This window comes from Amnibacterium endophyticum (assembly GCF_042680685.1).
GTDB lineage: Bacteria > Actinomycetota > Actinomycetes > Actinomycetales > Microbacteriaceae > Amnibacterium > Amnibacterium endophyticum.
Genome location: NZ_JBHUEA010000012.1, coordinates 34,569 through 54,190, shown reverse-complemented (window position 1 = coordinate 54,190; position 19,622 = coordinate 34,569). Strand labels below are relative to the sequence as shown.

20 protein-coding genes and 1 tRNA gene are annotated in these 19,622 nt (G+C 76.4%); 11 read left to right on the top strand and 10 right to left on the bottom strand.

Features of this window, described 5'->3' with window-relative positions; genetic code table 11:
- Window positions 1-2: 2 nt before the first annotated feature.
- The 6 genes from ACFSBI_RS09110 to ACFSBI_RS09085 are packed head-to-tail and all read left to right on the top strand — an operon-like array spanning window position 3 to window position 4,730.
- Complete coding sequence (locus ACFSBI_RS09110) at window positions 3-749, top strand: FadR/GntR family transcriptional regulator (protein ID WP_377934189.1); 747 nt, start codon at window positions 3-5, stop codon at window positions 747-749.
- Complete coding sequence (locus tag ACFSBI_RS09105; protein WP_377934187.1) at window positions 746-1,237, top strand: phosphoribosyltransferase; 492 nt, start codon at window positions 746-748, stop codon at window positions 1,235-1,237. The genes ACFSBI_RS09110 and ACFSBI_RS09105 overlap by 4 nt, the downstream gene beginning before the upstream one ends.
- On the top strand, window positions 1,192-1,986 hold the full coding sequence (locus ACFSBI_RS09100; RefSeq protein ID WP_377934185.1) for a Type 1 glutamine amidotransferase-like domain-containing protein: 795 nt from the start codon (window positions 1,192-1,194) through the stop codon (window positions 1,984-1,986). Before ACFSBI_RS09105 ends, ACFSBI_RS09100 begins: the two co-directional genes overlap by 46 nt.
- The gene (locus ACFSBI_RS09095) at window positions 1,983-2,675 is read left to right on the top strand and encodes a uracil-DNA glycosylase (RefSeq protein ID WP_377934183.1); all 693 of its coding nucleotides are present in this window, start codon (window positions 1,983-1,985) and stop codon (window positions 2,673-2,675) included. Before ACFSBI_RS09100 ends, ACFSBI_RS09095 begins: the two co-directional genes overlap by 4 nt.
- A 40-nt stretch (window positions 2,676-2,715) precedes the next feature.
- The gene (locus tag ACFSBI_RS09090; protein WP_377934182.1) at window positions 2,716-3,294 is read left to right on the top strand and encodes a GNAT family N-acetyltransferase; all 579 of its coding nucleotides are present in this window, start codon (window positions 2,716-2,718) and stop codon (window positions 3,292-3,294) included.
- A gap of 2 nt (window positions 3,295-3,296) precedes the next feature.
- Window positions 3,297-4,730 carry an amidase gene (locus ACFSBI_RS09085; protein WP_377934180.1) on the top strand — a complete coding sequence of 478 codons (1,434 nt, stop codon included), beginning with the start codon at window positions 3,297-3,299 and terminating at the stop codon, window positions 4,728-4,730.
- Between the two features lie 7 nt (window positions 4,731-4,737).
- Here ACFSBI_RS09085 and ACFSBI_RS09080 read toward each other — a convergent pair whose 3' ends face one another.
- Genes ACFSBI_RS09080 through ACFSBI_RS09055 form a run of 6 tightly spaced genes read right to left on the bottom strand, consistent with a single transcriptional unit; the run spans window position 4,738 to window position 10,314 of the window.
- On the bottom strand, window positions 4,738-5,898 hold the full coding sequence (locus ACFSBI_RS09080) for an ArsB/NhaD family transporter (protein ID WP_377934178.1): 1,161 nt from the start codon (window positions 5,896-5,898) through the stop codon (window positions 4,738-4,740).
- Between the two features lie 46 nt (window positions 5,899-5,944).
- Entirely contained in the window at window positions 5,945-6,793 is an 849-nt protein-coding gene (locus ACFSBI_RS09075; protein WP_377934176.1) for an SDR family NAD(P)-dependent oxidoreductase, read from the bottom strand.
- Complete coding sequence (locus ACFSBI_RS09070; RefSeq protein ID WP_377934174.1) at window positions 6,790-8,220, bottom strand: dihydrolipoyl dehydrogenase family protein; 1,431 nt, start codon at window positions 8,218-8,220, stop codon at window positions 6,790-6,792. The genes ACFSBI_RS09075 and ACFSBI_RS09070 overlap by 4 nt, the downstream gene beginning before the upstream one ends.
- A 31-nt stretch (window positions 8,221-8,251) precedes the next feature.
- Window positions 8,252-9,043, bottom strand: coding sequence for a crotonase/enoyl-CoA hydratase family protein (locus ACFSBI_RS09065; RefSeq protein ID WP_377934172.1), 792 nt, complete (start codon window positions 9,041-9,043; stop codon window positions 8,252-8,254).
- Window positions 9,044-9,084: 41 nt separating this feature from the next.
- Window positions 9,085-9,924 carry an arginase family protein gene (locus ACFSBI_RS09060; protein WP_377934170.1) on the bottom strand — a complete coding sequence of 280 codons (840 nt, stop codon included), beginning with the start codon at window positions 9,922-9,924 and terminating at the stop codon, window positions 9,085-9,087.
- A 42-nt stretch (window positions 9,925-9,966) separates the two neighbouring features.
- Window positions 9,967-10,314 carry a hypothetical protein gene (locus ACFSBI_RS09055; RefSeq protein ID WP_377934169.1) on the bottom strand — a complete coding sequence of 116 codons (348 nt, stop codon included), beginning with the start codon at window positions 10,312-10,314 and terminating at the stop codon, window positions 9,967-9,969.
- Between the two features lie 143 nt (window positions 10,315-10,457).
- Between ACFSBI_RS09055 and ACFSBI_RS09050 the strand changes: the two genes are divergently transcribed.
- Window positions 10,458-11,144: a trimeric intracellular cation channel family protein gene (locus tag ACFSBI_RS09050; RefSeq protein ID WP_377934167.1), complete on the top strand. Its 687-nt coding sequence runs from the start codon at window positions 10,458-10,460 to the stop codon at window positions 11,142-11,144.
- A 24-nt stretch (window positions 11,145-11,168) separates the two neighbouring features.
- On the opposite strand, the gene ACFSBI_RS09045 is transcribed toward ACFSBI_RS09050, so the two are convergent.
- The 4 genes from ACFSBI_RS09045 to ACFSBI_RS09030 form a co-directional block, all read right to left on the bottom strand.
- Window positions 11,169-12,347: an MFS transporter gene (locus tag ACFSBI_RS09045; RefSeq protein ID WP_377934165.1), complete on the bottom strand. Its 1,179-nt coding sequence runs from the start codon at window positions 12,345-12,347 to the stop codon at window positions 11,169-11,171.
- A gap of 99 nt (window positions 12,348-12,446) precedes the next feature.
- Window positions 12,447-12,518, bottom strand: a tRNA-Arg gene (locus ACFSBI_RS09040).
- A gap of 64 nt (window positions 12,519-12,582) precedes the next feature.
- Window positions 12,583-13,242, bottom strand: a complete 660-nt coding sequence (locus ACFSBI_RS09035; RefSeq protein ID WP_377934163.1) for an NADPH-dependent F420 reductase — start codon at window positions 13,240-13,242, stop codon at window positions 12,583-12,585.
- Between the two features lie 51 nt (window positions 13,243-13,293).
- On the bottom strand, window positions 13,294-13,962 hold the full coding sequence (locus ACFSBI_RS09030) for a hypothetical protein (RefSeq protein WP_377934161.1): 669 nt from the start codon (window positions 13,960-13,962) through the stop codon (window positions 13,294-13,296).
- 130 nt (window positions 13,963-14,092) lie between these two features.
- Here ACFSBI_RS09030 and argS point away from each other — a divergent pair, with 130 nt between their 5' ends.
- From argS to ACFSBI_RS09010, 4 genes are all read left to right on the top strand, one after another.
- A complete protein-coding gene (argS, locus tag ACFSBI_RS09025; RefSeq protein ID WP_377934159.1) occupies window positions 14,093-15,769 on the top strand; it encodes an arginine--tRNA ligase in 1,677 nt (558 codons plus the stop codon).
- Window positions 15,766-16,587 (top strand): LmeA family phospholipid-binding protein, encoded by an 822-nt coding sequence (locus tag ACFSBI_RS09020; RefSeq protein WP_377934157.1) that lies wholly within the window; start codon window positions 15,766-15,768, stop codon window positions 16,585-16,587. The genes argS and ACFSBI_RS09020 overlap by 4 nt, the downstream gene beginning before the upstream one ends.
- 260 nt (window positions 16,588-16,847) lie before the next feature.
- The gene (gene lysA / locus ACFSBI_RS09015; protein WP_377934155.1) at window positions 16,848-18,305 is read left to right on the top strand and encodes a diaminopimelate decarboxylase; all 1,458 of its coding nucleotides are present in this window, start codon (window positions 16,848-16,850) and stop codon (window positions 18,303-18,305) included.
- On the top strand, window positions 18,302-19,615 hold the full coding sequence (locus ACFSBI_RS09010; protein WP_377934153.1) for a homoserine dehydrogenase: 1,314 nt from the start codon (window positions 18,302-18,304) through the stop codon (window positions 19,613-19,615). The genes lysA and ACFSBI_RS09010 overlap by 4 nt, the downstream gene beginning before the upstream one ends.
- Window positions 19,616-19,622 lie beyond the last annotated feature (7 nt).

Sequence of the window (19,622 nt, the reverse complement as noted above, 5' to 3'; positions counted from 1 at the left end):
CGATGCCCCAGACGTCCACGGCGACCCCGCTCGTCTCCCAGATCGCCGATCGGCTGATCACCGCGATCGCCACCGGCGAGTTCCTGCCCGGCTCCCGCCTGCCGGCCGAGCGGGACCTCGCCGTGCTGCTGCACGTCGGCCGGACCAGCGTGCGCGCGGCGCTCGCCGTGCTGCACGACCACGGCCTGATCGAGACCGCGCGCGGCCGCGGGGGCGGCTCGTTCGTGAAGGAGCAGTGGACCGCCGCATCGCACGACGCGGTCCTCCGCACCCTCTGCAGCCGCTGGAGCGAGATCGAGGACCGCCTCGAGGCGATGCGGCGCGTGCACGGCGCGGTCGCGCGCGCCGCGGCGGAGCGCTGCGACGACCAGGACGCCGCGGTGCTCGCCGAGCGGCTCGCCGCGTACCGCGCGGCGCCGAGCGGCCGGCAGAAGCAGCTGGCGGACGCCGCGCTGCACCTCGCGATCGCCGACGCGGCGAAGAACGCCACGCTGAAGACGATGCAGCACGACCTGGAGCGCGAGATCTCCATCGGGGCGCCGACCCACGTGTGGGGCGACCCGGAGCACATCGCCTTCAACGAGGACCGGGCGAACGGCGAGCACGAGCAGCTCGTCGCGGCGATCGTCGAGCACCGCTCCGAGGACGCCGACGCGATCGCCCGGGAGCACGCCCGGCTCGACCTCGAGCTGCTGCAGGCCGCCAAGGAGCGCGCCGAGCGCGGCCGGGAGCTCGCGGTCGCCGGATGAGCGAGCCGGTGCGGGAGGTGCTGCCCTGGGGCGAGGTCGGCACGGCGACGCGCGAGCTCGCGCAGCGCATCGCCGACGACGGCTTCGAGCCGGAGGTCGTGATCGCGATCGCCCGCGGCGGCCTGCTCGTCGGCGGCGCGCTCGCCTACGCCCTCGGGGTCAAGAGCTGCGGATCGGTGAACGTCGAGCTCTACACCGGGGTCGACGAGACGCTGCCGGAGCCGCTCGTGCTGCCGCCGCACCTCGACGGCGCCTCGCTCGCGGGCAAGCGGGTGCTGCTCGCCGACGACGTGTCGCAGTCCGGCTTGACGCTGCGCCTCGCCGTCGGGATCCTGACCCGCATGGGAGCCGAGGTCCGCAGCGCGTGCTTCTACACGAAGCCGCAGACCGTGTTCGAGCCGGACTGGTCGTGGCGCTCGACCGACCGGTGGATCGTCTTCCCGTGGTCGGCGGAGCCGCCGGTCGTCGGCGCCGGCACCGCCGCGTGACGGGCCCGATCCACCTCGTCGGCGCCGGCTGGGGCGGCGAGGGCACCGTCTGGGCCGGCTTCCTCCGCGACGCCGCCGAGCGGGCCGGCGGCGCGACGCCGCGCGTCCTCGTCGTGTCCGTGCGGGACCTCGACGCACCGGAGCACGCCTCCAAGCTGGCCCAGTCGCTGCGCGCGCAGGGCCCGGTCGAGACGGTCCTGCTCGCGGTCCGCGCGGGGGAGCGGCTGCCGGCCGAGGTGCTCGCCGGCGACGTGCACGGGCTGCTCGTCGGCGGCGGCCTGATGAGCGAGTACCTCGACGTGCTCGCGCCGCTGGCCGGTGCGATCCGCGCGCTCGTGGCGGACGGCGTGCCCTACGCCGGGTTCTCGGCCGGGTCGGCCATCGCGGCCGAGCGCGCGATCGTCGGCGGCTGGCTGCACGAGGGGCTGCCGGTCGTCGCGGAGGACGTCGCCGAGGGGCTCGCCGAGCTCTCGGTGCGCAACGGGCTCGGGCTCGTCCCGTTCTCGGTGGACGTGCACGCCGCGCAGTGGGGCACCCTGGCGCGGCTCGTCACGGCGGTCGAGGCCGGCATGGTGGAGTGGGGCGTCGCGATCGACGAGGACTCCGCGCTCGTGATCCGCGGGGACGAGGGGCACGTCGAGGGCGCCGGCAACGCCTGGTGGGCGGAGCCCGCACCGGACGGGGTCGCGGTGCGCCGCGAGACCGGGCGCGGGCACTCCCGGGCGCCCCGCCCGCTGCGCGCGCGGTGAGCGGCGCGCTGGCCGACCTCGCCGAGCGGGGCCTGATCGCGGGCGACTGGGCGTCCGCCCTCGCGCCGGCGGAGGACGACCTGCTGAAGGCGGAGGCGGCCGTCCGCGCCGACCGCGACGCCGGGGCGACCGTGCTGCCCGCCGACGACCTGGTGCTGCGCGCCTTCCGCACGCCGCTCGAGCGGGTCCGGGTGCTGATCGTCGGCCAGGACCCGTACCCGACGCCGGGGCACGCGATCGGGCTCGCCTTCGCCACCGCGCGGCACGTCCGCCCGCTGCCGCGCAGCCTCGTCAACGTCTACCGGGAGCGCGCCGACGACCTCGGCCTCGCCCCCGCGGCGCACGGTGACCTGTCCGCCTGGGCGGACCGGGGCGTGCTGCTGCTGAACCGCGACCTCACCGTGCGCGCCGGGCAGGCGGCCTCGCACCGCGGCCTGGGCTGGGAGGGCGTCACCGCGCGGGCGGTCGCGGCGCTCGCCGCCCGCGGCGGCCCGCTCGTCGCGGTGCTCTGGGGGCGGCAGGCGCAGGCCCTCGCACCGCTGCTCGGCGACGTCCCGCGCATCGAGTCCGCGCATCCGAGCCCGCTGTCGGCGCGCCACGGCTTCTTCGGCTCCCGCCCGTTCAGCCGCGTGGACGCGCTGCTGGAGCAGCAGGGCGCCGACGCCGTCGACTGGTCGCTGCCCGACTGACCGGGAGCGGCGTCAGGCCCGCTCGCTAGGCTCCGCGCCCGTGCTGGAAGAGGAGTACGCGCCCGCCCGGCGCAAGCCGTTCCACCTGCGGCGCATCGAGCCGCCCGAGCCGCCGTTCGCCTACGAGATCCGGCCGGCCACGGCGAAGGACCTGCCCGACGTGCGGGCGATCTACAACCACTACGTCGTGAACACGATGGTCACGCTCGACACGGACACGAAGACGCTGCGCGAGTGGCGCTCGACCTTCGCCTACGTCAGCCGCCTCGGCCTGCCCTTCCTCGTCGCGGTGTCGCCGACCGGCCAGGTGCTCGGCTACGCCATCTGCGAGCCGTGGATCCAGAAGCGGGCATACCGCTGGACGGCGGAGGAGTCGATCTACCTCCGGCCCGCGTCGACCGGCAAGGGGCTCGGCCGCGCGCTGCTCACGGCGCTGATCGCCGCCGCGAAGGAGGCGGGGCTGAAGCAGCTGCTCGCGGTCGTCGCGGACAGCGGCGCGGAGTCGTCGCTGGCGCTGCACGCCGCGCTCGGCTTCCACGAGACGGGGCGGATGGGCAGGGTCGCGCAGAAGTTCGGCCGCTGGATCGGCACCGTCATGCTGCAGCGGACGGTGAAGTAGCCGTGGCGTTCGCGCTGCACCACCTCACCGCACAGGAGCAGTGGGACTGGATCCGACGCGGGGACGTCACCGCGCTGGAGCTGGTGCGCCACCACCTCGAGCGCATCGAGCGGCTGGACCCGGCGCTCGGCGCGTTCAGCCGCGTCGACGCCGACGCCGCGCCGGCCGCCGCCGCGCGCGTCGACGACGCCGGTCAGGGCCCCGCGCCGCTCGCGGGCGTGCCGATCGGGGAGAAGGAGCTGGTGCGCCGCGCCGGCACCGTGTGGGGCGCCTCGCGGCTCTTCGCCGACGCGGTCGTCGAGGAGTCCGACGACGTCGCCCGCGCGACCGACGCGACCGGGGCGATCGTGCTCGGGGCGACGACCGCGCCCGAGTTCGGCCTGACCGGGTTCACCGAGCCCGCCGGGCGGCCGCCGGCCCGGAACCCGTGGGACCCCGCGACGGGCGCGGGCGGTTCCAGCGGGGGAGCGGCCGCCGCCGTCGCCGCGGGCCTCGTGCCCTTCGCGGTCGGCTCGGACGGCGGGGGCTCCATCCGGATCCCCTCGGCGTGGTGCGGGGTCGTCGGGCTGAAGCCCTCGCGGGGCCGGGTGCCGGCGCAGGGCGGGCAGGGCGGGTTCGCCGGGCTCGTGACCGCGGGCCCGATCGCGCGGACGGTCGCGGACGCGGCCATGCTGCTCGACGCGCTCGTGGCGCCGGCGGGACGTCCGGTGCCCGCCGGCTACGCGACCGAGCCGCCACGCGTCGACGAGGCGTTCCTCGGCACCGCCGTGCGCGGCGAGGGCCGGTTCGCGATCGGGGTCCTGGACGGCTCGGTCTGGGACGACGCGCTCGACGTGCGGGTCGACCCCGACAACGCCGCCGCCGTCGCCCGTGCGGCGGCGGCCCTCGACGAGCTGGGCCACGGCCTCGAGCCGGTGCGGCTGCCCGGCGAGGACTACCCCGACTTCTTCCGGGTGCTGTGGCTGGCGGGCGCCGCCCCGATCCCGGCCCGCACCCCCGCGGAGCTGGCGCTGCTCGAGCCCTACACGCGGGAGATCGTCGAGCGCGGTCGCGCGATGCCGGCGGAGCGCGTCGTCTCGGCCGCGGTCGCCGCGGCGGCCTTCGAGCGGCGCGCCATCGCCGCCTTCGCCCCCTTCGACGCCGTGCTGACCCCGACCACCGCGCTGCCGCCGCGGCCGCTCGGCTGGTACACCGGCGACGGCGACGGCGCGACGCAGGTCTTCGACCGGCAGGTGCTCGCGGCGCCCTTCACGTCGTTCGTGAACGTGAGCGGGCTGCCGGCGATCAGCCTCCCCGTGGGCTCGTCCGACGACGGTGCGCCCGCGGGCGTCCAGCTGATCGGTCGGCCCGGCGGCGAGGCGGCCCTGCTCGCGCTGGGACGGCAGCTGGAGCGGCGGTTCGGCTGGCCCCGGCGCCACCCGCCCGCCTTCTGGTGAGGCGGGTTCAGGTCAGGAGGATCGCGAGCGTCGCGAGGGCGACCGTCACGGGCGCGGCGACCAGCCCGAGGGCCGCGAACCGCCACCAGGACACGTGCACGTCGAGGGCCTCGAGCCGGCCGTGCCAGAGCAGCGTCGCCAGCGACGCCCACGGGGTGACGAGCGGGCCGGCGTTCACCGCGACCAGCAGCGCGAGCAGCCGCTGCTCGCTGCCGGCCACGGGCTCGAGCGCGAGGTAGGCGGGCAGGTTGTCCGCGAGGTTCGCGGTGACGGTGCCGACGCCGGCGAGGCGCAGCAGCGCGCCGGGCCCCTCGCCGGTGCCCGCCGCGGCGGCGAGCAGGTCGGTGAGGCCGAGGCGGCCGATCGCGTCGACCGCGAGGAAGAGGCCGCAGACGAAGAGCACGAGCGGCACGGGCAGCAGGCGCCACCGCAGCACGGCGGGTGCCCGCAGCCGGGCGGCGACGACGAGCACGACCGCCGCCGCCGCCGCCGGCACCCACACCGGCACGTGGAGCAGCGGCTCGCCGACGGCGAGCGCCGGCACGAGCAGCGCCAGCACGATCGCGGCGGTGCGGAACAGGACGGGGTCGCCGATGGTCCGCGCCGCGGGCGGCTCGTAGCGGTGGCGGAGCGCGTGCCGGTGCACGACCGCGAGGATCGCGAGCGGGACCACCACCGCGACGAGCGCGGGCGCCCAGCTGCGGGAGACGTAGGCCGCGCCGAAGGCGGGGTCCGACTCCGCCAGCAGGTTCGTCAGGTTCGACACGGGCAGCAGCAGCGAGCCCGTGTTCGCCAGCCACACCGTCGTCATCGCGAACGGCAGCGGCGACAGCCCGACGCGCCGGGCCAGCACCACGACGACCGGCGTCAGCAGCACCGCCGTGGTGTCGAGCGAGAGGAAGACGGTCGAGGCGACGGCGACCGCTGCGACGAGCAGCCAGAGCAGGGCGCCGCGCCCCCGCGCGACACGAGCGGCGAGGTCGGCCAGCCGGTCGAACACCCCGGCCTCCGAGGCGACGGCGGCGACCACCGTGATCGCCACGACGAAGCCGAGGACGGGGGCGACGCGCTCGCCGAGCGCCAGCGCGTCCTGCGCGGGCAGGACGCCGAGCGCCACCGCCGCGGCGCCGAGCACCAGCAGGCCGGACCCGAGGACGGCCAGCACCACGGAGGTGGACTCTAGCGGCGGCCGCCCGTGCGCGCCGCCGACGCGGTCACAGCCCGGCGCGGAGCGCGCTCGCGTCCCACAGCGCCTTCGCGAGCGCGGCGTCGTCCGCCTGCGGCACCGTCCGCCCCGGCGCCTTCAGCCGGTCGAAGTAGTTGCCCGACGGCGCCGGGACCGACGGCGCGGCCGCCAGCCGCACCAGCGGCTGCGCGCCCGCCTCCGGGGTGATCGCCACCCGCTTCACCAGGGAGATGACCGGACCGTGCCCCCCGAACCCGGTGGCGACGAAGCCGGGGTGGAAGGCGTAGGCGCTGATGCCGGTCCCGGCGAGCCGACGCGCGAGCTCGCGCGTGAAGACGATGTTCTCGAGCTTCGCGGTCCCGTAGGCGCGGAAGCCGCCGAGCCACGGTCCGCGCCGCGTGTCGAGGTCGTCGAGCCGGATGCGGCCGCCGAGGTTGCCCGCCGACGAGGTCTGCACGATCCGCACGTCCCCGGTGTCCGCCGCGGTCTCCCGCAGCCGGTCGAGGAGGAGGTTCGTCAGCAGGAACGGGCCGAGGTGGTTGCGCTGGAAGGTCTCGTCGAAGCCGTCCGGGGTGTCGCGCCGGGCGCCGACGCCGCCCGCGTTGTTCGCGAGCACGTCGATGCGCGGCAGGTCCTCGAGCAGGCGTGCGGCGAGGCCCCGCACCTCGTCCAGCCGGTTGAAGTCGGCCAGGTACGCCCGGCCGCCCGTCTCGGCCGCGACGGCGTTCGTCCGCTCCTCGTTCCGGCCGATGACGACGACGTCGGCGCCGAGCAGCGCGAGCTCCCGGGCGGCGGCGCGCCCGATGCCGGAGCTGCCCCCGGTCACGACGACGGTCCTGCCCTCCATGCGCCCGGGCGGCGGCAGCTGGACGCTCATGCGCGGCCGTCCGTCTCGAGCAGGCGCAGCCAGACCTCGCTGATGGTGGGGTACGCCGGGACCGCGTGCCAGAGCCGCTGGATCGGCACCTCGCCGACCACGGCGATGGTCGCCGCCTGCAGCATCTCTCCGACGTCGGTGCCGACGAACGTCGCCCCCACGATCACGTCCCGTTCGTCGTCGATCACGAGCTTCGCCCTCCCGGTGTAGTCGTCGTCGTAGACGGAGGCGCCCGCGACCGACGCCATGTCGTACTCGGCCGTGCGGACCCTCGTCCCGGCCTTGCGGGCCGCCTCCTCCGTGAGCCCGACCGACGCCGCCTCCGGGTCCGTGAAGGCCACCTGCGGCACGGCGGCGTGGTCGGCGGTGGCCGTGTACCGCGTCCACGGCCCGGTGTCCGGGTCGTCGCCGCGCATCCGCGCCGCGATCACCCGACCGGCCGCGCGCGCCTGGTACTTGCCCTCGTGCGTCAGCAGCGCCCGGTGGTTGACGTCACCGACCGCGTACAGCCAGGGGTCGTCGGCGTTCGTCGCCGCGTCGACGAGCATCGTGTCGTCGACGCCGAGCCACCCGCCGTCCTCGAGCCCGACGGATCCGAGCCCGAGCCCGTCCGTCCGGGGGCTGCGGCCGGTGGCGACGAGTACCTCCGTGCCGCGGACGGTCGAGCCGTCGTCGCAGGTCACCTCGACCGCGGAGCCGGTGCGCTCGACCTTCGTCACGCCCGTCCCGGTGCGGACGTCGGCGCCCGCGGCGCGGAGCGCCTCCGCGACGAGCTCGCCCGCGAACGGCTCCATGCCGGTCAGCAGCCCGCCGCGGGCGATCAGGGTGACCTTCGCGCCGAGGTCGGTCCAGGCCGTCGCCATCTCGGCGCCGACGACGCCGCCGCCGATGACGATCAGGTGCTCCGGCACGGCGCTCGCCGAGGTGGCCTCGCGGCTCGTCCACGGCTCCGCCTCCCGGAGCCCGTCGATCGGCGGGACGAGCGCGGCGCTGCCCGTGCAGACCGCGACCGCGTGGCGGGCCTCGAGCACCGTCTCGCCGCCGTCGGCCGCGGTGACGACCACCCGCTTCGGGCCGTCGAGGCGCGCGACGCCCCGCACGAGGTCGATGCCGGCCGACTGCAGCCAGGCGACCTGGCCGCCGTCGTCGAAGTCGGAGACCGTCGCGTCCCGTCGCGCGAGCACCGCCTCGGCGTCGAGGCCGCCGGTCACGGCCTGCTTCGCCCCCTCGACGTGCCGCGCTCCGCGGAGCGCCGCCCCGGGCCGCAGCAGCGCCTTGGACGGCATGCACGCCCAGTACGAGCACTCGCCGCCGACGAGCTCCGACTCGACGATCACGCAGCGGACGCCCTCCTTCGTCGCGTAGTCCGCGACGTTCTCGCCGACGGGGCCGGCTCCGATCACGATCAGGTCGTAGCTCTGGGCCACGGCTTCCGTCCTCCCTGCGCGCTCGGCGCGATCAGCGCCCGGTCCAGACCGGGTCGCGTCGTTCGTGGAACGCCTGCACGCCCTCCGCGGCGTCGGCCGACGTCGTGAGCCGGGCCAGCGCGCCGCCCACGTCCGCGAGGCCGTCGCGCTCGGCCGCGGCCCGTGCCGCGCGCGAGGCGGCGAGCACGGCGGAGACGGCGAGCGGCGCCTGCGCGGCGATGCGCTCGGCGATCGCGGTCGCCGTCGACAGCTCGGTGCCGTCGCGGACCACCTGCTGCACGAGGCCGATGCGCAGCGCCTCGGCGGCGTCGAAGCGCTCCGCCGTCAGCATCCAGCGCATCGCGTTGCCCCAGCCGACGGCGGCGGGGAACCGCGCGGTCGCGCCGCCGAACGGCAGGATGCCGCGGGCCACCTCGATCTGGCCGAAGGAGGCGGAGTCGGTGGCCACCGCGACGTCGGCGGCGAGGATCAGCTCGATCCCGAGGGTGAGGCAGAGGCCGTGCACCGCCACGACGACGGGCTTCGTGCGCGGCGGTCCGGCGAGCCCCCACGGGTCCACCTGGTCGTCGCGACGGAAGTCGATGCCGCCGGATGCGAGATCGCCGCCGATGTCGCCGAGGTCGAGCCCGGCCGTGAAGTCGTCGCCCTCGGCGTACAGCAGCCCGACGCGGACGCCGTCCTCGTGCTCGAGGCGGGTGTAGGCCTCGGCGAGGGCCGACAGCAGCGCCCGGTCCGCCGCGTTCTTCTTGGCGGGACGGTTCAGCCCGATGCGGAGGATCGCGCCGTCGCGCTCCACGACCACCCGGGCGCTGTCGTCCGTCATCCGGGCACGCTAGCCGGGGGAGCCGGGACGTCCCCTGGGCGTCAGCCGACGCGCGCGGTCAGGGCGGACAGGACGCGCAGCACCGCCGGCAGGTCCGTGCGCGCGTCCGCGGGGGAGGCGGGGGCGAACTCAGTGATGCCGGCCCCGACGAGCGGGAACCGCTCCCGCAGCGCCCGGATCGCGGCGGTGAGCGCCGGCACGCGCACCCCGAACGGCTCCGGCGCCGCGACGCCGACGATGTCCTCCGGGTCGAGCACGTCGAGGTCGACGTGCACGTAGACGGCGGTCGCGCCGGTCGCCTCGACGGCCGCGACGAGCGCCGCGGGGTCCTCGAGGGCGGCGGGGGAGACCATCGGGACACCGGCCTCGGCGATGAACGCGTCCTCCGGCGGGTCGCAGGCGCGCACGCCGGCGAGGACCAGCCGTCCCGGGTCGAGCGCGGGGTCGGCGACGAGGCCCTCGGCGCCCTGGCCGAGCAGGGCGCGGGCGACCATCCCGTGGAAGGCGCCGCTCGGCGAGGCGCCCGGCAGGTTCAGGTCGGCGTGCGCGTCGAGCCAGACGACCGCGAGGTCCGGCGCCGCCCGCAGCGCGTGCTCGACCGCGGCGAGCTCGACGCCGCAGTCGCCCCCGATGACGAGCGGCACGTGGTCCGCCGGCACGGCGCGCAGGGCGTCCGCGACGCGCTCCCGCACCGCGGTGAGGGAGGAGTAGCGGGCGACCTCGGTGCCGAGCGACTCGCCCGCCCCGAGGGGCACCTCCACCGTCGTCGTCGCGCTGGAGGGGAGGTCGCCCCGGATGGCCTCGGCGCCGTCGATCAGCCGCATCGACCGGCTCGACGACGACCCCTGCCACTCGGGCACCACGATGAACCGCGACGGCATGCCGGCGAGCCTACGAGAGGGGCGGACGCGGCCGCAGGGCGGTCAGCGCTTGGGGCGCGTGTCGCAGTCGCGGCAGATGACCTTGACGCTGTGGGGCGCGACGCCGGTGCTCGACATCGCGAAGAACGGCACCGCGTACATGGACACGCGATGGCAGCGGTCGCACGTCTCGCCGGTGCGGCGGGCGTCCCCGTTCGTGATGGTGGCGCGGAACGCCGGGTGCGTCTCGCACACGCAGAAGACGCGCTCGCCGACCCGCACCGGTCCGTCCTCGGTCAGGACGTAGAGCCCGACGCTGAAGACGCCCTCGCGGCGGCAGCGCGTGCAGGTCGCGTCGAGGGGCTCGGGGGCGCCGGAGACGACGCCGTCGGACGTGCGGGGCTCGGCCATGACTCACGGTCACCCGGGTGCGGCGGAACCGGCCGGAAGCGTCCCGGCGTGTTCGCCATCGGCGAACGGACCGGTCCCACCGGCGGTCGGGGCGTGCGACGGTCGGGCCGGGCGGCCGGCGCACGGTGCACGATCATGGGCGGGTGGGTCAGGGCTTCGTCATCCCGCTCTGGGCGGACCTCAGCGCGGTCGCGCTCGGCGGGCTCCAGGGGGCGCTCTTCGCCTCCGGCTTCCGGGGCCAGCGGCGGCTGGACCTGCTCGGCGTCGCGATCATCGGGCTCGTGTTCGGGATGGGCGGCGGGATCATCCGCGACCTGCTGCTCGGGCGCGAGCCGGCCACGCTGCGCAGCGACTGGTACCTCGTCACCGCGACGGCCTCGGCGCTGCTCGGCATGCTGATCGCCCGGCCGCTGCACCGGGTCGCGGGGCTCATCGTCGGGCTGGACGCGGTCGTCATCGGCCTCTTCGGCGCCTTCGGCACCTCGAAGGCGATCCTCCTCGGCCTGCCGGTGGTGCCCGCGGTCTTCGTCGGCGTCTGCGCCGCCGTCGGCGGCGGGGTGCTCCGCGACGTGCTGATGGGGCTGCCGGTCGCGGTGATGCACGTGGGCTCCCTCTACGCGGTGGCCGCCGGCGCCGGCTCCGCGCTGCTGGTGGTGCTGCACCTGCTCGGCGTGCCCGTCGCAGCGGCCGGCGTCGCCGCGGTGGCGACGACCGCGGTCATCCGGCTGCTGGCGGTGCGCTTCGACCTGTCGCTGCCCGAGCAGCGGATGCTCCACCGGCGCCGCGTCGCCGCGGAGACCGGCCTGATCCCCGTCGTCCGCGGCGACTGAGCCCGCGCCCGGTCGAGCCGTCCGTCAGACGACGGCGCCGCCCGCGCGTCGTGCCCGCGGTCCGACCAGCGCGATCGCGATCGACGCGCCGAGCACCAGGGCCGCCGCGACCACGCCGATCTGGACGGGGGCGAGCACGCCGGCCGACCCGGCGAGCGCCGCCGAGGCGATGCCGGTGCCGACCGCCGTGCCCGTGTTGAAGGCGGCGGGCGTGAGGGCGCTCGCGAGCGTCGGCGCGGATCCGCCGGCCCGGATGGCGAGCAGGGCCAGCACGGGGTTGGCGGACAGCCCGCTGAGCCCGAGCAGCCCGAGGACGAGCACCGCCGGCACGGGCGACGAGGAGGCCGGCAGGAGCAGGGCGGCCGCCGCCAGCGTGATCGCTGCGGCCCCGACGACGACCGCGTGCGGGTGGCGGTCCCCGAGCCGGCCGGCGAGCAGCGTGCCGACGAGCCCCGCCCCGCCGAAGACCGCCAGGGCGACCGGGACGAGCGCCTCCGGCAGCCCCGCGCAGTCGACGAGCAGCGGGGCGCTGAAGCCGTAGATCGACAGCACGCCGGCGGCGACGAGCGCGCAGGTGCCGAGCACGAGCCACAGCCGGCCCCTGCGGAGCGCGTGCAGCTCGCCGCGCAGCGTCGGGGCGCCGTGCCGCGCGTGCCCGCCGGGCACGGTCCGCAGCACGAGCAGCGAGGCGAGGGCCGCCAGCAGGGCGAGCGCCCAGAACGGGTCCCGCCAGCCGCCCGCCTGCGCGGCGAACGCCCCGACGGGGACGCCGAGCACGGTCGCCAGCGCTCCGCCGCCCTGGATGACGCCGAGGGCGCTGCTCGACGCCGCCTCCCCGGCGGCGTCGGCGGCGACGAGGCCGGACAGCGCCCAGAACGCGCCGGTGGCGAGGGCGGTGACGAAGCGGGCGACCAGCAGCGGCGCGAGGGCGGGGCTGAGCGCCGCCGCGACGTGGCCGGCCGCGAACACGGCGAGCAGCAGGGCGAGCGTCGATCGCCGCGGCAGCCGGAGCGTGAGCAGCACGGTCGCGGGCGACGCGATCATCCCGACCGCGAAGACCGTGATCGCGGTGCCGACCTGGGGGATCCCGTTGCCGAGGTCCCGCGCCATCGCGGGCAGCAGCCCGGCCACGACGAACTCGCTCGTCAGCATCAGGAAGGTGCCGGCGGCGAGCACGAAGACCACGGGCGGGAGGCGGCGCACTCGGGTCCTCCTCCGGGGGCGGCGATCACGCAGCACCGGCCGGGACGGGTGGAGGCCCGGCCACCGCTTCACACGCGGCGCCGGGCCTCGTTCGGGGCGCGCCCCCACCAAGATTCGAACTTGGGCCCCTGCCTCCGGAGGGCAGTGCTCTATCCCCTGAGCTATGGGGGCTTGGGGAGGCTCCAGGCTAGCAGCCCGGCGCCTCCGCTCGAGGATGCGCGGGTCCCCGAGCGCGTCAGTTGATGTCGCGCTCCGCCTTCGTCAGCGCGTCGCGCAGCTGGTCGGCGTCCATCGGCTTGACGTAGCCGGGCTGGTCCCGCTCGCTGCGCCAGCTCTCCGACAGCGGCCCGGCGTCGACCGCGTCGAACCCGAACTCGTCGATCATCGCCTCCACCGTCGCGCGGGCGTCGGCGTCGTCGCCGAACACGGCGAGCGCGCGGCGGCCGTCGGTGCCCGGCTCCGACCCCTTCGTCGTCAGGTCGGCGGCCATGATGTGGTTGAACGCCTTCACCACCCGCGACTCCGGCAGGTGCGCCTGGAGCAGCCCCGCCGTCGTGTCGGTCGCGTCGTCGAGCGGCCGGATCCGCCCGTCGCGCTGCGGGTAGTAGTTGTTCGTGTCGATCACGAGCTTGCCGCGCAGCGGGGCGACCGGCACCTGATCGATGTTCTTCAGCGGGATGGTGACCACGACCACGTCGCCGGCCTCCGCCGCCTCCTCGGCCGTCGCCGCGCGCGCGCCGTCACCGAGGTCGGCGACGAGGTCGGCGAGCGTCTCCGGCCCGCGCGAGTTGCTGATCACGACGCGGTAGCCGTGCCGCAGGCCGAGGCGGGCGAGCTGCGAGCCGATGTTGCCGGCGCCGATGAGGCCGATGGTGGAGATGTCCTGCACTGTCATGGAGCGGTGCAACCGCGGGGCCCTGCGGCTATGCCCGCGCTCGGCGAGCTCTCAGGAGGTCGGCGCGGGAGACGGGGTCGGCTCCGCCGTCGGCGTGGGGCTCGCCGTCACGGGGGAGGTGCCCGCCGCGGCGTCGACCGACGCGACGACGCCGGCCGCGTCCCCGGGCTCGAGGAAGCGGTTCGACCGCGCCGAGATCCACGTCCGCCCGCGGAAGGCGTCGACGCGCCCGACGTGGTCGACGATCTGGAAGTAGGCCTCGCCGCCGTAGGTCGGCACGGAGTTGCTGCGCCGGACGAGGTCGTTCTTCAGCTGCGTGGCGTCCTTCCGCGACGGCTCCGCCACCGCGACCTCGAGCATGTCGCCCGCGGCGTCGGTCCAGGCGCAGGCCGTGCCCTTCAGATCGGCGAGCTGCGCCGCGGGAGTGCCGGCCGTCGGCGTCCAGTCCTTCACCCGGGTCAGCTCGGGCGCGAGCGTCCGGGCGACGTCCTTCGGCACCAGGTCGGCGCAGCGCAGGTCGACGGGCGTCGCGTCCGCGGCCGACTGCGTGGGCGGCGGCGTCGTCGGGGTGGGCGCGGGGGTGACCACGGGAGGCGGCGCGCTCGGCGTCGCGCTCGGCGTGACGACGGCCCCCACGGGGTTCGACGTGCAGGCCGCCAGCAGCCCGCAGGTGAGCGCGACCAGGGGCAGCGCCCCGCCGATCCGCCGGATACCCCGCATCCCGCGACCCCTCCTCCGCCGGGCCCGCCGCCCGGATCGGGCCGTACGGTAGCAACGGCCCCGCACCCCCAGTGCGAGGGCCATCGGCGCGGCGGATCCGGGCGGATCGGCGCCGGTAGGCTCGTCCGCCATGACTCCGGCCGAGCTCCAGGTCGCCGTGCGCGACTCCGTGCGGTCGGCCGCCGCCAGACGCGGCGCCGCCGACCTCGACATCGCCGATCGCGACGTGGTGCTGGAGCGCCCCCGCAGCCGCGAGCACGGCGACTGGGCGAGCACCGTCGCGATGCGCGTGGCGAAGCGCATCGGGGTGCCGCCGCGCGACCTCGCGGGCGAGCTGGCGGCCGACCTGACGGGCCTGCCGGGCGTCAAGGGCGTGGAGGTCGCGGGGCCCGGCTTCATCAACATCACGCTCGAGGCGGCGAGCGCCGGCGCCCTGGCCGCGCGCATCGTCGCCGAGGGCGAGGCCTACGGCCGCGGGGACGCGCTCGCCGGCGTCCGGACGAACCTCGAGTTCGTCTCGGCGAACCCGACCGGGCCGATCCACCTCGGCGGCACGCGCTGGGCCGCCGTCGGCGACAGCCTCGCCCGCATGCTCGAGGCGGAGGGCGCGGAGGTGGTCCGCGAGTACTACTTCAACGACCACGGCGCGCAGATCGACCGCTACTCGGCCAGCCTCCTGGCCGCGGCCTTCGGCGAGCCGGCGCCCGAGGACGGCTACGGCGGCGACTACATCCGCGAGATCGCCGAGCGGGTGGTCGCCGAGTACGACGGCGACCTGACCGCGCTGCCGCGCGAGGAGGCCCGCGAGGTCTTCCGCGCCCGCGGCGTGGACCTGATGTTCACCGAGATCAAGCAGTCGCTGCACGAGTTCGGCGTCGACTTCGACGTCTACTTCCACGAGAACGACCTCTACACGTCCGGCGCCGTCGAGCGGGCGATCGCCCGCCTGACCGAGCTCGGGCACATGTACGAGGCGGACGGCGCGCTCTGGCTCCGGACGACGGAGTTCGGCGACGACCGCGACCGGGTCGTGGTGAAGAGCAACGGCGAGTCCGCCTACATCGCGGGCGACATCGCCTACTACCTCGACAAGCGCGAGCGCGGGGCGGACCGGGCGATCATCATGCTCGGGGCCGACCACCACGGCTACATCGGGCGGCTCATGGCCGTCGTCGCGGCCTTCGGGGACACCCCGCACGAGCACCTCGAGATCCTCATCGGCCAGATGGTCAACCTCGTCCGCGACGGCAGCCCCGTGCGCATGTCGAAGCGCGCCGGCACCGTCGTGACGCTCGAGGACCTCGTGGAGGCGGTCGGCGTCGACGCCGCCCGGTACACGCTGGTGCGCAGCTCGGTCGACTCGGCGCTCGACGTGGACCTCGACCTGATCTCGAGGCGCACGAACGACAACCCCGTCTACTACGTGCAGTACGCGCACGCCCGCACGCGTTCCGTGGCGCGCAACGCCGCGACGACCGGCGTCACCCGCGAGGACGAGGGCGTCGACGCGTTCGACCCGTCGCTGCTCACCGACCCGACCGAGTCCGAGCTGCTCGGCGTGCTCGAGCAGTTCCCCTCCACGGTCGCGCGCGCGGCGGCGCTGCGCGAGCCGCACCGGGTCGCCCGCTACCTGGAGCAGGTCGCCGGCGCCTACCACCGCTGGTACGACAGCTGCCGCGTGATCCCGCTCGCGGACCAGCCGATCGAGCCCGTGCACCGCACCCGGCTCGTCCTGAACGAGGCACTCGGGCAGGTGCTGCGCAACGGGCTGGGGCTGCTCGGCGTCTCCGCGCCGGAGCGGATGTGAGCGGCTCGCCGCCCGTCGGCGCCCGGCAGGGCGGCGGCGGGCCGACCGGCACCGCGCCGGTGCGGACCCAGCGCCGCCGGCGTCGCCGCTGGCCGATCGTCCTCGCGGTGGTGGTCGTCGTGGTCCTCGCGCTCGCGGTGATCGCCGCGATCGTCGCGGACGGGATCGTGCGCGACCGCGCGGAGCGGCAGATCGCGCAGAGCGTCGAGGCGAACCTGCCCGACGGGGTGCAGGGCGACGTCACGGCGACGGTGGACGGCTTCTCGGCGCTGCAGCAGCTGGCCGCCGGCTCGTTCGATCACGTGAGCCTGCGCACCAGCGGCCTGACGGTCGCCGGCGCGGACTCCGCCGCCTCCGCCGAGCTCTACGGCGTGCCGGTGGACGGCGGCCCGATCGGGGACGCCACCGTGCACCTGACCGTGGGGCAGCGGGCGTTCCGGGACCTGCCCGCGCTGCAGCAGGTGAACGCGACCGCCCCGAGGCTCGGGAACGGCACGGTGACGACGAGCCTGCAGCAGTCGTTCCTCGGCCTCGCGGTGACCGTGCGGGTCGCGCTGAAGCCGACCCTCGAGGACCAGGTCGTGCACCTCGAGCCGTCCGACGCGACCCTGACCGCGGGGCCGGCCAGCGTGCCGGCGACCGCGATCGTCCGCCAGCTGCTGCCGAACGGCGTCGACGTCTGCGCGGCCGAGTACCTCCCGAAGCCGATCCGGCTGACCGCGCTGCAGGTGCGGCCCGGGCAGGTGCGCGCGACGCTGCAGGCCCGCGACCTCGATCCCGAGCGCCTCAGCCTCGACGACACCGGCACCTGCTCCTGACCCGGCGCGCGCGGTGGGGACCCGGCAGCCCCGGCGGGCGTCAGCAGGAACCCGGAGCCCGTCAGCAGGAACGCGCGAGCGCTCGAGCAGGAACGGAGACCGTCGGCAGGAACCGGGGCGGCCCTCCTTCCTGCTGACGCTCTCCGTTCCTGCTGAAGGTCTCGCCGGTGGGTGCGCTCCAGGGCGCGCTGGGCGAGCGGGCGGGGGAGCCGGAGGCGCGGCGTGCCGGGCCCGGTAGGATCGCGGCGGCTTCAGGGACCATGCCGGGTCCGCTCGCCGGCATCGACCGCATCGAACAGGGCCCTGCCGTGACGCATCCGAACCCCCTCGCCCCCGCGCGCCTCGCCGGCGGCGACGCCCGCGCCCTCGCCCCGCACGTCTGGCCGGCGTCCGCCCGCCGCGACGACGAGGGCCGCATCGAGGTCGGCGGCGTCGCCCTGGCCGACCTGGCCGAGCGCCACGGCACGCCGCTCTACGTGCTCGACGAGGGGGAGGTGCGCAGCCGCGCCCGCCGCGCGCTCGCCGCCTTCCGCCGGGAGGCGCAGCGCGCCGGCGCGACCGCGCACGTCTACTACGCCGGCAAGTCCTTCATGTCCGCCGACGTCGTCCGCTGGATGCGCGACGAGGGCCTGCGGCTCGACGTCTGCACGGGCGGCGAGCTCGCGCTGGCGCTCGCCGCGGGCGTCCCGGCGGCCGACCTCGGCCTGCACGGCAACGACAAGTCCGACGCGGAGCTCGCGCAGGCGCTCGAGGCGGGCGTCGGCACGGTGGTCCTCGACAGCGCGGAGGAGGTCGGCCGCGTCGCCGACGCCGCCCGTGCCGCGGGTCGCCTGCAGCCGGTGCGGATCCGCGTCAACTCCGGGGTGCACGCCTCCACCCACGAGTACCTCGCCACGGCGCGCGAGGACCAGAAGTTCGGCGTGCCCCTGGCCGACGTGCCGGGCGTCGCCGCGGCGGTCCGCGCGCGGCCGGAGCTCGCGCTGCTCGGGCTCCACAGCCACATCGGCTCGCAGATCTCGGGGGCCGAGGGCTTCGCCGAGGCGGCGCGCCGGCTGCTCGCCGTGCACCGCGACCTGCTGGCGGGCGGCCCGGTGCCCGAGCTGAACCTCGGCGGCGGCTTCGGCATCGCCTACACGGCCGACCAGGAGGCGCCCGCGATCGAGGACCTGGCGCGCGGCGTCGTCGACGCGGTCGTCGCCGCGTGCGCCGAGCTCGCGATCCCGGTGCCGGACCTCGCGATGGAGCCGGGCCGCTGGATCGTCGGCCCGGCCGGCGTGACGGTGTACCGCGCGGGGACGGTGAAGGACGTCGTGGTCGAGTCCGACGAGGGGCCCGCGGTCCGCCGCTACGTCTCGGTCGACGGCGGCATGAGCGACAACGTCCGCACGGCGCTCTACGCCGCGGACTACACGGTCCGGCTGGCCGGCCGCGACTCGTCCGCCGAGCCGGTGCTGGTGCGTGTGGTCGGCAAGCACTGCGAGTCCGGCGACGTCGTCGTGCGCGCGGACCTGCTGCCCGCGGACGCCGGCCGCGACGACCTCCTCGCCGTCGCCGCGACGGGCGCGTACCACCACTCGCTCGCCAGCAACTACAACCTGGTCGGGCGGCCCGCCGTCGTCGCGGTCGACCGCGGCGCCGACCGGCTGCTGATCACCCGGGAGACCGTGGGCGACGTGCTCGCTCGCGACGCCGGGCTCGTCATGACGGAGGCGCGATGACCCCGGGAGTGCTCCCCATCCGCGTCGCGGTGCTCGGCGCCGGCACCGTGGGCGCCGAGGTCGCGCACCAGCTGATCACGCGGGCGCCCGAGCTCGCGTCCCGCGTGGGCGCACCGCTCGTGCTCGCCGGCGTTGCGGTCCGCGACCTCGACGCGAAGCGCACGCCGAGCCTGCCGCGCGACCTGCTCACGACCGACGCCGAGAGCCTGGTGCTCGGCGCGCACGTCGTCGTGGAGCTGATCGGCGGCACCGACCGGGCCCGCGAGCTGGTGCTGCTGGCGCTCGAGAGCGGCGCGGACGTCATCACCGGCAACAAGGCGCTGCTCGCCACGCACGGCCCCGAGCTGTTCGCGGCCGCGGAGCGGGTCGGCGCGCAGCTGAACTACGAGGCCGCCGTCGGCGGGGCGATCCCGATCATCCGGCCGCTCCGCGACAGCCTCGCGGGCGACGACGTCCGCCGCATCCTCGGCATCGTGAACGGCACGACGAACTACGTGCTGGACCGGATGGACGATCACGGCGACTCGTTCGAGGACGCGCTCGCCACCGCGACCGAGCTGGGCTACGCGGAGGCGGACCCGAGCGGCGACGTGTCGGGGCTCGACGCCGCGCACAAGGCCGCGATCCTCGCCGGGCTCGCCTTCCACACGACGGTGCCGCTCGAGTCGGTGCCTGTCGAGGGCATCGAGCACGTCACGGCGGAGCAGGTCGCCGCCGGCCGGGAGACCGGCCACGTCGTGAAGCTCCTCGCGATCTGCGAGCGGCTCACGGCGCCCGACGGCACCCAGGGGGTCAGCGCCCGCGTGCACCCGGCGCTGCTGCCGCGCGACCACCCGCTCGCGGCGGTGCACGGCGCGAACAACGCGATCTTCGTGCAGGCCGACTCGGCGCGGGACCTCATGTTCTACGGCGCGGGCGCCGGCGGGCCCGAGACCGCCTCGGCGATCCTCGGCGACCTCGTCTCGGCCGCGCGGCGCCACGTCATCGGCGGGCCCGGCATCGCCGCGCCCCCGTCCTCCGGGCTGCCCGTGGTCGACCCGGGCGTGGTCACGAGCCGGTACCAGATCTCGCTCGCGGTGCGCGACGAACCCGGGGTGCTGGCCCGCATCGCGGGGCTCGTCGCCGAGCACGGGGTGTCGATCGAGACGGCGCAGCAGACCCGGGCGGCCGTCGGCGGCACCGCTACGCTCGTCATCGGCACCCACCGGGCTCCGGAGGCGGCGCTCGCCGCCGTCGTGCAGGCGCTGGCCCGCGCGGCGGAGGTCGAGGACGTCGCGGGGGTGCTGCGCGTCGAGGGCGACCGGGGCTGACGGCCGC

Coding starts and splice junctions, on each gene's coding strand:
- ACFSBI_RS09010 (WP_377934153.1), top strand. CDS start 18,302: ATGACCCCGGGAGTGCTCCCCATCCGCGTCGCGGTGCTCGGCGCCGGC.
- ACFSBI_RS09055 (WP_377934169.1), bottom strand. CDS start 10,314: ATGGCCGAGCCCCGCACGTCCGACGGCGTCGTCTCCGGCGCCCCCGAG.
- argS (WP_377934159.1), top strand. CDS start 14,093: ATGACTCCGGCCGAGCTCCAGGTCGCCGTGCGCGACTCCGTGCGGTCG.
- ACFSBI_RS09105 (WP_377934187.1), top strand. CDS start 746: ATGAGCGAGCCGGTGCGGGAGGTGCTGCCCTGGGGCGAGGTCGGCACG.
- ACFSBI_RS09110 (WP_377934189.1), top strand. CDS start 3: ATGCCCCAGACGTCCACGGCGACCCCGCTCGTCTCCCAGATCGCCGAT.
- lysA (WP_377934155.1), top strand. CDS start 16,848: ATGCCGGGTCCGCTCGCCGGCATCGACCGCATCGAACAGGGCCCTGCC.
- ACFSBI_RS09075 (WP_377934176.1), bottom strand. CDS start 6,793: ATGAGCGTCCAGCTGCCGCCGCCCGGGCGCATGGAGGGCAGGACCGTC.
- ACFSBI_RS09030 (WP_377934161.1), bottom strand. CDS start 13,962: ATGCGGGGTATCCGGCGGATCGGCGGGGCGCTGCCCCTGGTCGCGCTC.
- ACFSBI_RS09065 (WP_377934172.1), bottom strand. CDS start 9,043: ATGACGGACGACAGCGCCCGGGTGGTCGTGGAGCGCGACGGCGCGATC.
- ACFSBI_RS09060 (WP_377934170.1), bottom strand. CDS start 9,924: ATGCCGTCGCGGTTCATCGTGGTGCCCGAGTGGCAGGGGTCGTCGTCG.
- ACFSBI_RS09035 (WP_377934163.1), bottom strand. CDS start 13,242: ATGACAGTGCAGGACATCTCCACCATCGGCCTCATCGGCGCCGGCAAC.